We start from the raw sequence: 14,917 nt of genomic DNA, 5'->3' as shown, positions 1-14,917 counted from the left end.
CCGTGTGGGTTGGGGTGGATGTAAAAGGCGACATCCACCCTGGGTATGCAGACACTGGACTTATTTGTTACGCCACTGCGGATCGCGTTTTTCCAGGAAGGCGTTAACGCCTTCGCGGGTGTCGTCGGCGTCGAACAGGTCGACGAAGCGCTCGCGCTCCTCCGGCAGCCAGGTGTTCGGGCCGCGCTGACGCGCGCCCTGGATCAGCGGCTTGATGGTGCGTACCGCCACCGGGCTTTGTCGTGCCACCTTGGATGCCAGCAGCAGGGCGGTGCCGCGTGCCTCGCCGGTGTCCACCACCTGTTCGACCAGGCCGATACGCAGGGCGGTGTCGGCGTCGATGCGTTCGCCACAGAGGATCATGCGCTTGGCCCAGCCTTCTCCCACCAGCCAGGGCAGCGCCTGGGTGCCGCCGGCGCAGGGCAACAGGCCCACGGATGCTTCCGGCAAGGCCATCTGCGCCTGGCGCTCGGCGATACGGATATCGCAGGCCAGCGCGCACTCCAGGCCGCCACCCATGGCGTAACCGTTGATTGCGGCGATGGACACACCACGGAAGTCGCGCAGGCTCTCGAAGGCCTCGCCAAAGCGCCGCGCCATCTCGCGGGCGCGGGCCTTGTCGCCATCGGCGAACATGTTCAGGTCGGCGCCGGCGCTGAAGAACTTCGGCCCCTGGCCGGTCACCACCAGCGCGTACACCTCGTCGTCACGGTTGAGGTGCTCGATCACCTGCTTGAGGCCGATCAGCGAGTCGCGATCCCAGGTGTTGGCTGGTGGGTGGTTGATGGTGATCAGCGCGGTGTGGCCATGCTTCTCCACGGTGAGCTTGTGGGTCAGGTCGAAGATGCCGGATTTGTAGGTTTCCAGTGCAGTGCTCATAGCGATTCCTCGTCGATCATCGCCCCTTTTCCATTCACGGGAGAGGGGCGGGGCGGCCCGCGTGGGGAGAGGGCATTAAATGGTCAGAGCAGGCGATCGAGCATGCCGCCCTGCAGGAGCAGGCGGCGGGCGACGATCACCCGCATGATTTCGTTGGTGCCTTCCAGGATCTGGTGCACGCGAGCGTCGCGCACCCAACGCTCCAGTGGATAGTCGTTGAGATAGCCATAGCCACCATGAAGTTGCAGGGCTTCGTTGCATACCGTGAAGCAGTGGTCGGTGGCGAAGCGCTTGGCCATGGCGCAATACAGGCTGGCTTCAGCGTGGTCGTGATCGAGCTTGTGTGCGGCCAGGCGCACCATCTGCCGGCTGGCAGTGAGGTCGGTGAGCATGTCGGCCAGCTTGAACTGCAGGGCCTGGAACTGGCTGAGCGCTTTGCCGAACTGCTTGCGCTCCTCGACGTAGCGCAGGCTCTGCTCCAGCGCTGCCTGGGCTGCGCCGAGCGAGCAACTGGCAATATTGAGGCGGCCGCCATCGAGGCCTTTCATGGCATAGACGAAGCCTTCGCCTTCCGGGCCGATACGATGGCTGGCAGGAATACGGACGCCCTCGAAGGTGATGGTGCGGGTCGGCTGCGCCTTCCAGCCCATCTTGTCCTCGTTGCGGCCATAGCGCACACCGGGGGCATCGGCTGGCACCAGGAAGCAGGAGATGCCCTTGGCACCATCCTCGCCACTGCGCGCCATGACGATCAGCACATCGGTACTGCCGGCACCGGAGATGAAGCACTTGCTGCCGTCGATCACGTAGTCGTCGCCATCGCGGCGTGCGCGGGTGCGCAGGTTGGCCGCATCGGAGCCGGCGTCCGGCTCGGTCAGGCAGTAGGACGCCAGTGACTGGCCGCTGATCAGCCCCGGTAGCCAGGCGTCTTTCAGCGCCTGGTCAGCGAAGCTGGCGAGCATCCAGGTGGCCATGTTGTGGATGCTCAGGTAGGCGGTGGTGGCCACGCAGCCGGCCGCCAGTTGTTCGAAGATCAGTGCGCTGGAGAGCCGCGACAGCCCCAGGCCGCCGTCCTCCTCGGCGATGTACAGGGCCAGGTAGCCCTGTTCGGCGGCGCGGCGGATTACCTCGACGGGGAAGTGGTGGTCGCGGTCCCAGTCGGCGGCGTGTGGTGCCAGTTCCCGCGCGGCGAAGGCGCGGGAACTGTCGGTTAGCAGGCGTTGCTCATCACTGAGTTCGAAGTCCATGGCATCTCATTGCAAGGTCAAAGGTTGGCCGCCGGCGCGCCGTTCGGCCTGCCATTCGGCGAGGCTGGGCAGCGCCGTGTTGGCGTCGAGGCGGTCGACGATTTCGAAGTAGTCCTGTTTCAACGGGTCCTTGAGCACGTCCTCGCGTGGCTTGACCTTCACCGCGTAGACGGTCTGCAGGTTCTGATGGTCGAAGGCGCGCCATTGCTGCTCGTCTTTGAGCAGGCTGTAGCGGTGGCCTTCGAGTGCCTTGATCAGCGCCTCGCTATCGAGGCTGTTGGCGCGCTTGGCGGCGTCGGCCCATTGCTGGACGATGCTGTAGGCCGATGCGGCAGAGCTGGACGGGTACATCTCGTAGCGGGTCTTGAATGACTGCACGAAGGCTTCGCCGCGCGCGGACTTCTCCAGCGCCGGGACGCGCCAGGTCCAGGGTTCGGTGCCGATCACGCCCTGCATCAGATTGGGGCCGGCCTGCTCGACCATGCTCTGGGTCAGGTTGGGCGCGATGACCTGCATGCGCTCGGTCAGGCCCAGGTCCTTGGCGATACGCATGGCGCGCACCAGATCTTCACCGAACAGCACCAGCGCCAGGACCTCGGCATTGCTGGAGGCAGCCTGGGTCAGGGCATCCTGGTAGTCGGCCAGGCGGGCGCCGGGGAAGGGCACGCGCACGCCCGCATGCTGGCCGATGTTGTCGGTGGCCGTGGCCTGGCGCAGCGAGGCCTCGGTGGTGTGGCCCCAGGTGTAGTCGGAGGTCACGTAGAAATAGCGCTTGTTCGGCAAGGTCTTGCTCAGATACTGGCCAAGCACCTTGGCGCTCATCCAGGCGTTGTTGCACTCGCGGAACATGTAGCGGTGGCCATCCTTGCCAGTGGTGTCGTTGGAGTAGGTGAGGGTGCCGAAGTACAGCAGCCCGTGCTCCTTGGCACGCTTGCCGGCCGCGATGGCGACCGCGCTGGAAGAGCCGCCGAACAGCACCGCCACCCCTTCGGCGGCCAGCTTGTCGACGTTCTTCACCGCCTTGGCCGGGCGCGAGGCAGTGTCCTTGCTGGACAGGCGCAAAGGCCGTCCCAGCACACCGCCTGCGGCATTGATTTCATCGATGGCCAGCAGGGCTCCACGCATTTGCGCCAATCCCTCCTCCTTGTATGGTCCGGTGCGCGGATAGTTGAGCCCGAGGGTAATGGGCTCGGCAGCCTGCGCACAGGCAGTGATCGCGGCCCACAGGGCCAGCATGGCAGACAGTTGGCGCATTGCAGTTCTCCTTATTCTTGTTCTGCTGAGAACCCTTTTACGCCGCTTGTCCAGTTCAGGTGATCGTCTATTGGTCTAAGGTCACGCTACCCCGTTCTCATTTCAGTGAAATGGTCATGTTCGGCCCATCGCCCAGCGGCTCGTCATCGAACCAGCGGCTGGTCACCGTCTTGGTCTCGGTATAGAAGCGCACCGCCTGTTTGCCGTAGGCATGCAGGTCGCCGTAGAACGAGCCCTTCCAGCCGGTGAAGGAGAAGAACGGCAGCGGTACCGGGATCGGTACGTTGATGCCCACCTGGCCCACTTCGATCGCATGCTGGAAATGCCGTGCGGCGCCGCCGGAGCGGGTGAACAGGCTGGTACCGTTGCCGTAGGGGCTGGCGTTGACCAGTTCGATGGCCGCTTCCAGGCTGTCCACCTCCATGCACACCAGCACCGGGCCGAAGATTTCCTCGCGGTACAGGCCCATCTTCGTGGTCACGCCACGGAACAGGGTCGGCCCGACCCAGTTACCGTTCGGATAGCCCTCGACCGTGCACTGCGAGCCATCGAGCAGGCAGTCGGCGCCCTCGGCCTTGCCTTGTTCGATCAGGCGCAATACGCGCTGGCGCGCCTGCGGGCTGATCAGTGGGCCATAGGCGGCGCCGTTGTCCTGCCAGTGACCGGGGCGCAGCGCGGCCATCTGCGTCGCCAGTTCGTCGATCCAGTGTTTCGACTCGCCAACGAACACCGCCACGCTGATCGCCATGCAGCGTTGCCCGGCAGCACCGCAACTGGCACCGAGCAGGTTGCTGATCACCTGATCCTTGGGCGCGTCCGGCATGATCACCATATGGTTCTTGGCCCCGGCGAAGGCCTGCACGCGTTTCAGGTGCTGGGTGCCGGTACGGTAGACATGCTGGCCGACGGTTACCGAGCCGACGAACGACACCGCGCGCACGGCCGGATGCACCAGCAGCGCGTCGACCTGCTCGCGCCCGCCATGCAGCACCTGCAGCACGCCTGCTGGCGCACCAGCCTCGATAAAGAGTTCGGCGAGGCGGTTGGGTGTCAGCGGATCCTGCTCGGACGGTTTGAGGATAAAGGTATTGCCGCAGGCGATGGCCAGCGGAAACATCCACAGCGGAATCATCGCCGGGAAGTTGAACGGGGTGATGCCGACACACACGCCCAGCGGCTGGATCCAGCTGGCGGTGTCGATCTCGCGGGCGACGTTTTCCACCGTCTCGCCCATCATCAGGCTGGCGATATTGGCAGCGTGCTCGGCCACTTCGATGCCGCGCCAGACGTCGCCCTTGGCATCGGCGAAGGTCTTGCCGGTTTCCGCTGCGAGAATTTCCGCCAGCTCGTCGTGATGCTCCTTGAGCAGATGCTGATAACGCAGCATCAGGCGGGCACGTTCCGATACCGGCACCTCGCGCCAGGCGAGGAAGGCCTGCTGCGCACCGCTTACTGCCGCCTCGATTTCCTCGGCGGTGGCCTTGGGCGCCAGGGCGATCACCTCCTGGGTGGCCGGGTCAGTGACTTCGATCAGGTCCGTGGCCTGGCTTTCACGCCATTGGCCGTCGATCAGTTGCGGCAGGTTACGGGGCATCGTCGCCTCCTGTTGTTCTTGTTGTGTTCTGTTATAGCCCTTGGCGACGGCCTTGTGGATTGACGATCTTGGTCTGCGGATGGACGATCTTGTCATTCGATTGAATGGTGTGAGGTGCACATGGGGATGCGTGTGGAAACGTCCAACTGGCCACTGCCGGTGGGTGGGCAGCGCTTCATCACGCCGCCGCGTCTGCGTCGCCTGCTGGCGCACCATGCCCTTAGCAGCGGTTGCTATCCGCTGGCCATGGGCTTCTATCCGGAGGCTGCCGGCCATCAGATGCGCCGCGAGCGAGCGGACGACCACCTGCTGATCTACTGCCGTTCGGGGAGAGGTTGGTTGCACTGCACGGATGGACGATTCGATGTCGGCCCTGGCGACCTGCTGCTGCTGCGCAAAGACATGGCGCATGCCTACGGCGCCGATACGCAAAGCCCCTGGACGATCTACTGGGTGCACTTCGACGGCGCTCTGAGTGACGACTTCCTGCGTCTGCTCGGCAAGCAGCCGCTACGCCGGATCGGTGTGCAGCCGCGCCTGCTGGGGGATTTCGAGGCGCTGCTCGCCGTGCAGCGCCAGGGGCTCAATGCAGCGCCGTTCATCCATGCTGCACACCGTTTGCAGGCGCTGCTCAGCTCGCTGGCGGTGCTGCCGGCGCGGGTCAATCTCAAGTTTGGCCGGGTGCTGGATATCGAGGCGGTGCACGCGGTGATGCGTGAACATCTGCGTGGCAGCCTCAATCTCGACGAGTTGGCCGCGCAGTTCAAATTGTCGCGCTTTCATTTCGCCAAGACTTACCGCGCGCTGACCGGGCATGCGCCGATTCAGGATTTCATCCAGCTGAAGATGGCGCTGGCTTGCCGCCTGCTCGATCGGGGCGAGATCGAGGTGCGCCAGGTGGCCGAGCAACTGGGCTATGACGATCCCTATTATTTCTCGCGGCTGTTTCGCAAGGTGGTGGGCATGGCGCCCAGTCATTACCGGGCGCTACATCAAGGCTAGTCGCGCGCCCGCTACACCCGTGCGATGGTCGCCAGGCCGGTAGCCACCAGTTTTTCCTGACCGTCCTTCTCGGCGAACACGTCGGCTCGGCAGACTGCCTGGCGTTGACCGGCCTTGAGCACTTCAGCGCGGCAGATCAGACGCTCGCCAACGGCAGGGGCGAGCAGGTTGAGCTTGTATTCGCTGGTGACCACGTCTCCGACCATCGAGGCCGCGGCCCAGGCGCAGCCGCTGTCGACCATGAAGCCGACCACTGCGCCATGCATGTAGCCATGGTGCTGGCACAGATCGCGGCGGCTGCGCACTTGCAGGCTGACCCGGCCTGGCGCGAACTCGAGCAGTTCGGCGCCGAGCAGCTGGGCGAAGGTGGAATGGGCGAGCGCCTGTTCCAGACGCTCGCGGCTGATGCCGTTCGAGTCGCTCATATGATTTCCTGCACGAGTTGTGCGGGAGAGTCTCGACCTGCTCTCAGGCTTGGGCAAGCTGCATCCACCTGCCTGATAAGGCTGCATAGCAGGAAGCCTCAGGCGAGCAGGCGCTTCCACAGTTGCAGTTCGCCGGCCAGCTCCTGCCGCAGTTCAGCGAGCGGTTGCTCCAGGCCAAGCTTTGCCTGCGCCGGTAGCGGCTCGGGTAGAGGAGCGTTGCTCTGCAGGGCGCTGGCGAGCAGGACCAGATCGGCCAGGTCGGCTGCGCCGTCATGCTGGCGTTGCCATTGGCCGTAGAGGCGAGTGGATTCGATCACCGCCGACGGCAACTGCCAGCGCGTGAGGATCAGCGCGCCGAGGTCACCGGACAGCTGTTCGCACAGCCGGTACAGCGAGTCGGCGTCGCGCGGCACATCCGGCCAGTGTTCCAGCTCCGAGAGCAGCGGCAGGCTGCCGATGTCCTGCAGGAGCCCGCCGAGCATGGCGTCGTCCAGAGACAGACCCGTGCGCTGGGCCAGTGCCGCACAGTAGGCGGCGCGCTCGCGGGCATGCTTCCAGCGCGCGCGGAAGGCCTGTTGCAGCGCAGGGTCCTGACTGGTGAACAGGTGCTGCAGGCTGAAGCCCAACACCAGGTCAGCCAGCTGCCGGGTGCCGAGGCGACCGAGCAGGTCACGCAGTGAGGTGCAGGCGCGGTTGCCGCGCAACAGCGGCGTAGTGGAAAACTGCATGAGATAGGCGGCCAGCGGGGGATCGCTGTTGATCACGCGGGTCAGCTGTTCCAGCGAGGTGCGTGGGTCGTCCAGCAGCTTCTTGATCCGTACCGCGGCCTCGGGCATTTGCGGAATTCTGGCTTCGCCCTTGAGAAAGCGGTTCAGTAGCGCCAGGCGCAGGGTATCGACAGGGGTTGTCATCGTCTTGGGGTTCGTTCTCGGCGTCTATGGTTGCAAGGCTAGCAAAGCATCTTGCCGCGTGCCGGGGCAGCCTTCCTTGACTTGCCGCAACCCCTTCTCTAGCGTGCCTGCATTTGTGAAGATTCAGGCAGGAAAAAGTCCATGACCGACGACCGCATCAAACTCGACGCCAGCTGGAAAGAGGCTTTGCGCGAGGAATTCGACAAGCCTTACATGAGCGAACTGCGAGAGTTCCTGCGGGCGGAAAAGGCGGCAGGCAAGGAGATCTACCCGCCGGGCCCGTTGATCTTCAATGCGCTCAATTCCACGCCGCTGGACAAGGTGAAGGTGGTGATCATCGGTCAGGATCCCTACCACGGCCCTGGGCAGGCCCACGGCTTGTGCTTCTCGGTACAGCCGGGCGTGCAGACGCCGCCGTCCTTGCTGAACATCTACAAGGAGCTCAAGCGCGACCTCAATATCGACATCCCGGCACACGGCTACCTGCAGAGCTGGGCGGATCAGGGCGTGCTGCTGCTCAACACCTCGCTGACCGTGGAGCGCGCCAACGCCGGCTCGCATGCCAAGATGGGCTGGCAGTTCTTCACCGACCGGGTGATCGAAGTGGTCGGCGCGCAGCAGGACAAGCTGGTGTTCCTGCTCTGGGGCAGTCACGCGCAGAGCAAGCAGCGCCTGATCGACCCGACCAAGCACCTGGTGCTGCGCTCGCCGCATCCGTCGCCGCTATCCGCTCACCGTGGCTTCATCGGCAACGGTCACTTCAGTCGCTGCAATCAGTTCCTCAGCCAGAACGGCATGCAGCCGATCGACTGGCGCCTGCCAGCGCTGTGAAAGCCGCTTCAGCGCTGCACGACGGCCTCGTCAGCCGTGCATTGCTGTGCGGCCAGGTCGGCATGAAGGCTTTGCAAACGGTTTTCGGCCCGCTGCATCTGTTTTGAGTCGGCCTGCTCGACCAGGTCGACGATCAACTCGGCCATTGCCTGACGATTCTTCTCATAACTGGCCTGATAGGCGCGGGTGTAGAAACGCTCGCGTTGCTGCAGCAGGGCCGTCATGCGCGGGGCGAAGTCGTCGCCGCGGCGAACTTCCAGGGCTTCATGCAGGGCCTGCTGCCAGGCGATGCGGTTATCCAGCCAGATCCGGTTCTGCTCGCCAAGGCCCTGTGCCCAGCTCTGCACCCGTTCTTGCTGCGCGGCATTGAGTGTGCCGAACCAGGGCTGCAGGCGCTCCTCCATGCGTTCGGCACGGTGGCTGATCTGCTCTTGTACGGGCGGGTCGAGAAACTCCTCACGCAGTTTGCCGTTCTGCTCGTCCAGAGCAGCCATCAACTGCTCGACCTGGCGCGGACTGAGACCGCGCAGCAGCTCGATGGCGCTGGGGGTGATTTCCACGGCGATACGCTGCATGGCCTGTTCGAAGTCGGCCAACTGGCTGGCCATCAGCTCGCTGTCGCGGCGGCTGAGCGCCAGTTGGCTGCGTTGCAGCCAGTCGAGATAGCCCGGCAGTTCTACGCTGCAATGCCAAGTCAGGTGTTCCTGCAACTGGGGCTTGAGCCACGCGCTCTGCTCGCTGGTCAGCGCCACATAATCGCTGAGCTTCCAGGGGATCAGCCAATCGAGATTGCGATAGGCCAGGCCGACGCGGCTGCAGGCGCTCAATAGCAGGGTGGCGGTCAGCAGAAGAAGCAGGGATTTGCGCATGAACGCAGTCTCGCGAGGGCAGAGTCCTTGAGACTAATACTCGTCGAACCTGATGCAAGAGGGCGGAAATATCCGCTTATGACTTCGGTGATGTGAGGTTCGGATCGTGGGCAAAAGGGATTCTTTGCATGGATTGGGAACGTGCAGATTGATACCGGACTGGTAAGTTTGTGCGTTCTTTTGCGCTATTTACATCAGGGCAAAGATCATTGGCGCGTCGATCTTTCGTCCTGGTTTCGCCCCTCACGGGCGAGTCACTTTCTCTTGCTTGCCCAAGAGAAAGTAACCAAAGAGAAGGGCACCCCGTTCATCCGGCCCCGGCTACGCCGGGGTTCCCTCGCTCCATCACCACTCCAGGGGCGCGCCACGAAGGGCCATCCCTGGCCCATCGTGGCTCTCGCGACATCCATGTCGCTCAACCCCTTACGCGGCGATTCCACTCAGCCTCCTGAAGGGGATTTCGGCGTCGCCTGTAACATTGCGGTTGAAAAGCAAAGGCCAGACGCCGCCAATTTCAACTCAGCGAAAATTACGAAAGCTCGAGACCTGGTCCCCTTCAGGAGGCCGAGTGGAGGTGTTGCGTAGGGGAGCGAGCCGCATGGATGCGGCGAGAGGCTTAATGGGCCAGGGATGGCCCATGTAAGCCGGCCCCCGGAGCGGCACCGGCGTGAGGGAAGTTTCGCGTAGCGAAACCCGGATGTCGGGGTGCCCTTCTTTGGCACACCTTTCTTGGGCAAGCAAAGAAACGCAGCGAAGCGCAGTAACAGCCGCAGGCTGGCCCGAAGGGTGAGCGCAGCGAATCAAGGTGTGGCGCCCGTAAGGGGCGCAACCCAAACGCTCAGCAAACGCTGTAATGGATAATGCCAAGCCCGTGAGCAATACGCACACAAACTTACCAGTCCAATGTCAAACGCATCCAAATACGAACAACCAATAAAAAACCGCCCCGAAGGGCGGTTTCGATGGTGCCGGCAGCGCTTAGCCGCCGAGGTAGGCGTCGCGCACCTTGGGGTCGTTGAGCAGCTCTTCGCCGCTGCCCTGCATGACGATATGGCCGTTCTCCAGCACGTAACCGCGGTCAGCCAGTTTCAGCGCCTGGTTGGCGTTCTGCTCGACCAGGAACACGGTCACGCCGTCCTTGCGCAGTTGCTCGATGATGTCGAAGATCTGCTGGATGATGATCGGCGCCAGGCCCAGCGACGGCTCGTCGAGCAGCAGCAGGTTGGGCTTGCTCATCAGCGCGCGACCGATGGCGAGCATCTGCTGTTCGCCGCCGCTCATGGTGCCGGCACGCTGGGCGAAGCGTTCCTTCAGGCGTGGGAACAGGTGCAGGACCTTGTCCAGTTGCTCCTGGTTGTCCGCCTTGTTACCGAAGAAGCCGCCCATGGCCAGGTTTTCCTCGACCGTCAGGCGAGCGAACACGCGACGGCCTTCCGGCACGATGGCGATGCTCTTGCGCATGATCTCCGGGGTGTCCATGCCCACCAGCTCTTCACCCAGGTAACGGATGCTGCCGCTGGTGGCGCGCGGGTTGCCGCACAGGGTCATCAGCAGGGTCGACTTGCCCGCGCCGTTGGCGCCGATCAGGGTGACGATCTCGCCTTTCTGCACCTCGATGCTGACGTCGTGCAGGGCCTGGATCTTGCCGTAGAAGGTTGAGACGTTGTTGAAACTCAGCATGGATTACGCCTCCCCCAGATAGGCTTTGATCACGTCCGGGTTGTTGCGGATGTCGTCCGGCGTGCCGTCGGCCAGGGGAGTGCCCTGGTTGATCACGTAGATGTGGTCGGAGATGCTCATCACCAGCTTCATGTCGTGCTCGATCAGCAGCACGGTGACATTGTGCTCGTCGCGCAGCATGCCGATCAGCTCTTTGAGGTCTTCGGTCTCGCGCGGGTTGAGGCCGGCAGCCGGCTCGTCGAGCATCAGGATGCTCGGCCGCGTCATCATGCAGCGGGCGATTTCCAGGCGACGCTGCTGACCATAGGCCAGGGTGCCCGCTTCACGGTTGGCGAAGTCCACCAGGTTGACCTTCTCCAGCCAGTAGCCGGCGAACTCCATCGCCTCGCGTTCGCTGCGACGGAAGCCCGGCGTCTTGAACAGGCCGGCCAGATAGCTGGTGTTGAGGTGGCGGTGCTGGGCGATCAGCAGGTTTTCCACCGCAGTCATGTCCTTGAACAGACGCACGTTCTGGAAGGTCCGCACCACACCCTTGCGGGCGATCTTGTGCCCCGGCAGGCCTTCGATGGCCTCGCCATTGAGGCGGATGCTGCCCGAACTCGGCTGGTAGAAACCGGTCAGGCAGTTGAACACGGTGGTCTTGCCGGCGCCGTTCGGGCCGATCATCGACACCACCTGCTTTTCCTTGACGTTCAGGCCCACCCCGTTGACGGCCAGCAGGCCGCCGAAACGCATGGACAGGCCGCTTACTTCGAGAATCGTGCGGCTCATCGCTTCAGCTCCAGGTGGGGACGTTGCATCGGCAGCAACCCTTGCGGGCGCCAGATCATCATGAAGATCATGACCAGACCGAAGATCAGCATGCGGTACTCACTCAGCTCCCGCATCTCCTGCAGCATCACCATGACGATGGCTGCGAGGATCACGCCGAGCTGCGAGCCCATGCCGCCGAGTACCACGATGGCGAGGATCATCGCCGACTCGATGAAGGTGAACGACTCCGGTGTCACCAGGCCCTGGCGCGCGGCGAAGAAGCTGCCGGCGAAACCGGCCAGGCTGGCGCCGATGGTGAAGGCCGAGAGCTTGATCACCGTGGGGTTCAGGCCCAGCGCGCGGCAGGCGATCTCGTCTTCGCGCAACGCTTCCCAGGCTCGCCCGATCGGCATGCGCAGCAGGCGGTTGACCAGAAACAGGGTCAGCAGCACCAGTAGCAGGGCGATCAGGTAGAGGAAGATCACCTTGTACTGCGAGTTGTAGGCGATCTCGAAGTAACCGTGGAAGGTCGGCATGTCGGCGGGTACACGGCGTTCGAAGGACAGACCGAACAGGGTCGGTTTGTTTTCGTTGGCGATGCTCAGGCCGTTCGGGCCGCCGGTCAGGTCGGTGAGGTTACGCAGCAGGATGCGGATGATCTCGCCGAAGCCCAGGGTGACGATGGCCAGGTAGTCACCGCGCAGGCGCAGCACCGGGAAACCGAGCAGGAAGCCGAACAGCGCCGCCATCATCCCGGCGATTGGCAGGCACATCCAGAAACTCAGGCCAAAGTAGTGCGAGAGAATCGCGTAGCTGTAGGCGCCGACTGCGTAGAAGCCGACGTAGCCCAGGTCGAGCAGGCCCGCCAGGCCGACCACGATGTTCAGGCCGAGGCCGAGCATCACGTAGATCAGGATCAGTGTGGCGATGTCCACCGCGCCGCGGCTGGCGAAGAACGGCCACACCAGCGCCACCATGACCATTGCCAAAATGATCCAGCGTTGGGTGGAGGGCAGGGTGAGGAAGTTGCCGATCTGGCCGCTGCCGCTGGGCAATTGGGGACGTTTGGCCCAGACCGGCGTGATGCGATCGCGCAGCAGTTGCCAGAGGAAGATCAACGTTGCCGCGCCGCCGATGCACCAGAGTTCGAACGCAGTGGCACCGTGCACTTGCAGGCCGATGCCGACGGTGGTGAGTTTCAGACCCAGGACCGGGTAGGCAACGATCAGCACCAGCAGGGCGCTGAAAATCGCCGATTTGAGGTTCTTTACGCTGGAGGTGCTCATACCTTCTCCACCTCCGGACGGCCGAGGATGCCAGTGGGGCGGAACAGCAGCACCAGCACCAGCAGGCTGAATGCGACCACGTCCTTGTATTGATCACCGAAGATATCGGCACCGAAGGCTTCGGCCACGCCGAGCAGCAGGCCGCCAAGTACCGCGCCGGGGATGCTGCCGATGCCGCCGAGTACCGCAGCGGTGAAGGCCTTGATACCGGCGAGGAAGCCTAGGTGCGGGTTGATCACGCCGTATTGCATGCCCAGCAGCACCGAGGCGATGGCCGCCAAAGCGGCACCGATGACGAAGGTCAGGGCGATGATGTTGTTGGTGTTGATACCCAGCAGGTTGGCCATCTTCAGATCTTCGGCGCAGGCGCGGCAGGCACGGCCCAGGCGCGAGCGGGAAATGAACAGGGTCAGACCGATCATGGCGACGAAGGTGACGATGAAGATCAGCACCTGCATGTAGGAGATGACGACGCCGTTGGTAGCACTTTCACCGAAGATGAAATTGCCAGGCAGCAGGCTGGGAATGGCCTTGTCCTTGGAGTCCTGCGAAAGCAGCACGGCGTTCTGCAGGAAGATCGACATACCGATCGCGGAGATCAGCGGAATCAGGCGGTTGCCGCCGCGCAGCGGGCGGTAGGCGACGCGCTCGATGCTGTAACCATAGGCGCTGGTCACGATCATGGTGACGACGAAGGCGCCGATCATGATCACCGGCACGGCTTCGATGCCGAACATGGAGAGACCGGCGATCACGATGAAGGCGACGTACGCGCCGATCATGTAAACCTCGCCGTGGGCGAAGTTGATCATGCCGATGATGCCGTAGACCATGGTGTAGCCGATGGCGATCAGGGCATAGGTGCTGCCAATGGTCAGGCCATTGAGCAACTGTTGCAGGTAGTGATAAAGATCAGGCATAGCCTAACTCCTGGGCAGCGCGTAAAGCGGCGCTTGTGGCGCAGCGCGAGGCCGGAATTCTTCTAATAGACAAAGCCCACTGCGGGAGGCGCAGTGGGCTTTGAGTTCAGACAGGAAACTTACTTGGCTTCGGACTTGGTGCCGTCCTGGTGCCACTCGTACACCACGAAGCTGAAGTCTTTCAGGTCGCCCTTCTCGTCGAAGGCCAGGGTGCCGGTGGGGGTGTCGAAGCTGTTGGAACGCAGCGCAGCCGCTACCTTGGCGGTATCGGTGTCGCCGGCTTTCTCGATGCCTTCAGCGATGACCTGAACGGCAGCGTAGGCCGGGAACACGAACGGACCGCTCGGGTCTTCGTTCTTGGCCTTGAAGGCCTCGACCAGCGCCTGGTTCTTCGGATCCTGGTCGAAGGACTTCGGCAGGGTGACCAGCAGGCCTTCGGAAGCCGGGCCGGCAATGGCCGAGATTTCCTTGTTACCCACGCCTTCCGGGCCCATGAACTTGACGTTCAGGCCGCGCTCTTTGGTCTGGCGCAGCAGCAGGCCCAGTTCCGGGTGGTAGCCGCCGTAGTAGACGAAGTCGACACCTGCCTGGTTGAGCTTGGCGATCAGGGCGGAGAAGTCCTTGTCGCCGGCGTTGATGCCTTCGAACATGGCGACTTTCACGCCTTTGCTTTCCAGGGTCTGCTTGACCGCGGTAGCGATGCCTTCGCCGTACTGCTGCTTGTCATGGATGACGGCAACGCTCTTCGGCTTGACGTGGTCGGCGATGAAGTTGCCGGCGGTCGGGCCTTGCAGGCTGTCCAGGCCGATGGTGCGGAAGACCAGCTCGTAACCACGAGCGGTGATGTCCGGACTGGTGGACGCCGCGGTGATCATCAGGATGCCTTCGTCTTCGTAGATGTCGGAAGCCGGCTGAGTGGAGCTGGAGCACAGGTGGCCAACCACGAACTTGACGCCGTCGTTGACGATTTTGTTGGCAACGGCAACGGCTTGCTTCGGATCGCACGCGTCGTCGTAGACCACGCCTTCGAGCTGAGCGCCGTTCACGCCGCCGGCCTTGTTGATCTGCTCGATGGCCATCTTGGCGCCGATGAATTGCATTTCACCGTACTGAGCGACAGCACCGGTCACCGGACCGGCCAGGCCGATCTTGATGGTGTCGGCTGCCATCGAATAGCTGGCCGCCCCTGCCAGCGCCATTGCCGCGAACAGCTTGGAAATCTGCTTAGTAGCCTTGTTCATGAGTGCTCCACTCTTATGTTTTTCG

General features: G+C 63.2%; 14 protein-coding genes. 2 read left to right on the top strand and 12 right to left on the bottom strand.

What is annotated here, in order from left to right:
* Positions 1-60 precede the first annotated feature (60 nt).
* From ACN8M7_RS17965 to ACN8M7_RS17950, 4 genes are all read right to left on the bottom strand, one after another.
* Positions 61-879 carry an enoyl-CoA hydratase gene (locus ACN8M7_RS17965; protein ID WP_061242884.1) on the bottom strand — a complete coding sequence of 273 codons (819 nt, stop codon included), beginning with the start codon at positions 877-879 and terminating at the stop codon, positions 61-63.
* Positions 880-962: 83 nt separating this feature from the next.
* On the bottom strand, positions 963-2,126 hold the full coding sequence (locus ACN8M7_RS17960; RefSeq protein ID WP_061242887.1) for an isobutyryl-CoA dehydrogenase: 1,164 nt from the start codon (positions 2,124-2,126) through the stop codon (positions 963-965).
* 6 nt (positions 2,127-2,132) lie between these two features.
* On the bottom strand, positions 2,133-3,380 hold the full coding sequence (locus ACN8M7_RS17955; protein ID WP_490261658.1) for an ABC transporter substrate-binding protein: 1,248 nt from the start codon (positions 3,378-3,380) through the stop codon (positions 2,133-2,135).
* Between the two features lie 97 nt (positions 3,381-3,477).
* Positions 3,478-4,974: a CoA-acylating methylmalonate-semialdehyde dehydrogenase gene (locus ACN8M7_RS17950; RefSeq protein ID WP_490261657.1), complete on the bottom strand. Its 1,497-nt coding sequence runs from the start codon at positions 4,972-4,974 to the stop codon at positions 3,478-3,480.
* Positions 4,975-5,094: 120 nt separating this feature from the next.
* Between ACN8M7_RS17950 and ACN8M7_RS17945 the strand changes: the two genes are divergently transcribed.
* On the top strand, positions 5,095-5,976 hold the full coding sequence (locus ACN8M7_RS17945; protein ID WP_490261656.1) for an AraC family transcriptional regulator: 882 nt from the start codon (positions 5,095-5,097) through the stop codon (positions 5,974-5,976).
* Between the two features lie 11 nt (positions 5,977-5,987).
* Here ACN8M7_RS17945 and ACN8M7_RS17940 read toward each other — a convergent pair whose 3' ends face one another.
* Positions 5,988-6,401 (bottom strand): PaaI family thioesterase, encoded by a 414-nt coding sequence (locus ACN8M7_RS17940; RefSeq protein WP_490261655.1) that lies wholly within the window; start codon positions 6,399-6,401, stop codon positions 5,988-5,990.
* A gap of 98 nt (positions 6,402-6,499) precedes the next feature.
* A complete protein-coding gene (locus tag ACN8M7_RS17935) occupies positions 6,500-7,312 on the bottom strand; it encodes an HDOD domain-containing protein (protein ID WP_490261654.1) in 813 nt (270 codons plus the stop codon).
* Between the two features lie 141 nt (positions 7,313-7,453).
* On the opposite strand from ACN8M7_RS17935, the gene ung reads away from it, so the two are divergent.
* Positions 7,454-8,143, top strand: a complete 690-nt coding sequence (gene ung / locus ACN8M7_RS17930) for a uracil-DNA glycosylase (RefSeq protein WP_490261653.1) — start codon at positions 7,454-7,456, stop codon at positions 8,141-8,143.
* Between the two features lie 8 nt (positions 8,144-8,151).
* Here the strand turns inward: ung and ACN8M7_RS17925 are convergent, their stop codons facing one another.
* The 6 genes from ACN8M7_RS17925 to ACN8M7_RS17900 all read right to left on the bottom strand — a co-directional run bounded on the left by ACN8M7_RS17925 (position 8,152) and on the right by ACN8M7_RS17900 (position 14,892).
* Complete coding sequence (locus ACN8M7_RS17925) at positions 8,152-9,012, bottom strand: DUF6279 family lipoprotein (protein WP_490261652.1); 861 nt, start codon at positions 9,010-9,012, stop codon at positions 8,152-8,154.
* A 978-nt stretch (positions 9,013-9,990) separates the two neighbouring features.
* The gene (locus ACN8M7_RS17920; protein ID WP_036998952.1) at positions 9,991-10,692 is read right to left on the bottom strand and encodes an ABC transporter ATP-binding protein; all 702 of its coding nucleotides are present in this window, start codon (positions 10,690-10,692) and stop codon (positions 9,991-9,993) included.
* A 3-nt stretch (positions 10,693-10,695) separates the two neighbouring features.
* Complete coding sequence (livG, locus tag ACN8M7_RS17915; RefSeq protein ID WP_061242910.1) at positions 10,696-11,463, bottom strand: high-affinity branched-chain amino acid ABC transporter ATP-binding protein LivG; 768 nt, start codon at positions 11,461-11,463, stop codon at positions 10,696-10,698.
* A complete protein-coding gene (locus ACN8M7_RS17910) occupies positions 11,460-12,731 on the bottom strand; it encodes a high-affinity branched-chain amino acid ABC transporter permease LivM (RefSeq protein ID WP_061242913.1) in 1,272 nt (423 codons plus the stop codon). Before ACN8M7_RS17910 ends, livG begins: the two co-directional genes overlap by 4 nt.
* Positions 12,728-13,651: a high-affinity branched-chain amino acid ABC transporter permease LivH gene (livH, locus tag ACN8M7_RS17905; protein ID WP_061242916.1), complete on the bottom strand. Its 924-nt coding sequence runs from the start codon at positions 13,649-13,651 to the stop codon at positions 12,728-12,730. The genes ACN8M7_RS17910 and livH overlap by 4 nt, the downstream gene beginning before the upstream one ends.
* Before the next feature lie 119 nt (positions 13,652-13,770).
* The gene (locus tag ACN8M7_RS17900; protein ID WP_061242918.1) at positions 13,771-14,892 is read right to left on the bottom strand and encodes a branched-chain amino acid ABC transporter substrate-binding protein; all 1,122 of its coding nucleotides are present in this window, start codon (positions 14,890-14,892) and stop codon (positions 13,771-13,773) included.
* Positions 14,893-14,917: the final 25 nt, after the last annotated feature.

It is taken from the genome of Pseudomonas spartinae, from assembly GCF_965197125.1.
Classification (GTDB): Bacteria; Pseudomonadota; Gammaproteobacteria; order Pseudomonadales; family Pseudomonadaceae; genus Aquipseudomonas; species Aquipseudomonas composti_A.
Note: the sequence above shows the minus strand (reverse complement) of the source record. Positions and strands in the feature narration are given on the sequence as shown.

What these genes read in the sequence shown, in the direction of transcription:
- ACN8M7_RS17945 (WP_490261656.1), top strand. Translation starts at nt 5,095, where the DNA reads ATGGGGATGCGTGTGGAAACGTCCAACTGGCCACTGCCGGTGGGTGGG.
- livG (WP_061242910.1), bottom strand. Translation starts at nt 11,463, where the DNA reads ATGAGCCGCACGATTCTCGAAGTAAGCGGCCTGTCCATGCGTTTCGGC.
- ACN8M7_RS17910 (WP_061242913.1), bottom strand. Translation starts at nt 12,731, where the DNA reads ATGAGCACCTCCAGCGTAAAGAACCTCAAATCGGCGATTTTCAGCGCC.
- ACN8M7_RS17900 (WP_061242918.1), bottom strand. Translation starts at nt 14,892, where the DNA reads ATGAACAAGGCTACTAAGCAGATTTCCAAGCTGTTCGCGGCAATGGCG.
- ACN8M7_RS17925 (WP_490261652.1), bottom strand. Translation starts at nt 9,012, where the DNA reads ATGCGCAAATCCCTGCTTCTTCTGCTGACCGCCACCCTGCTATTGAGC.
- ACN8M7_RS17940 (WP_490261655.1), bottom strand. Translation starts at nt 6,401, where the DNA reads ATGAGCGACTCGAACGGCATCAGCCGCGAGCGTCTGGAACAGGCGCTC.
- ung (WP_490261653.1), top strand. Translation starts at nt 7,454, where the DNA reads ATGACCGACGACCGCATCAAACTCGACGCCAGCTGGAAAGAGGCTTTG.
- ACN8M7_RS17955 (WP_490261658.1), bottom strand. Translation starts at nt 3,380, where the DNA reads ATGCGCCAACTGTCTGCCATGCTGGCCCTGTGGGCCGCGATCACTGCC.
- ACN8M7_RS17920 (WP_036998952.1), bottom strand. Translation starts at nt 10,692, where the DNA reads ATGCTGAGTTTCAACAACGTCTCAACCTTCTACGGCAAGATCCAGGCC.
- ACN8M7_RS17965 (WP_061242884.1), bottom strand. Translation starts at nt 879, where the DNA reads ATGAGCACTGCACTGGAAACCTACAAATCCGGCATCTTCGACCTGACC.
- livH (WP_061242916.1), bottom strand. Translation starts at nt 13,651, where the DNA reads ATGCCTGATCTTTATCACTACCTGCAACAGTTGCTCAATGGCCTGACC.
- ACN8M7_RS17935 (WP_490261654.1), bottom strand. Translation starts at nt 7,312, where the DNA reads ATGACAACCCCTGTCGATACCCTGCGCCTGGCGCTACTGAACCGCTTT.
- ACN8M7_RS17960 (WP_061242887.1), bottom strand. Translation starts at nt 2,126, where the DNA reads ATGGACTTCGAACTCAGTGATGAGCAACGCCTGCTAACCGACAGTTCC.
- ACN8M7_RS17950 (WP_490261657.1), bottom strand. Translation starts at nt 4,974, where the DNA reads ATGCCCCGTAACCTGCCGCAACTGATCGACGGCCAATGGCGTGAAAGC.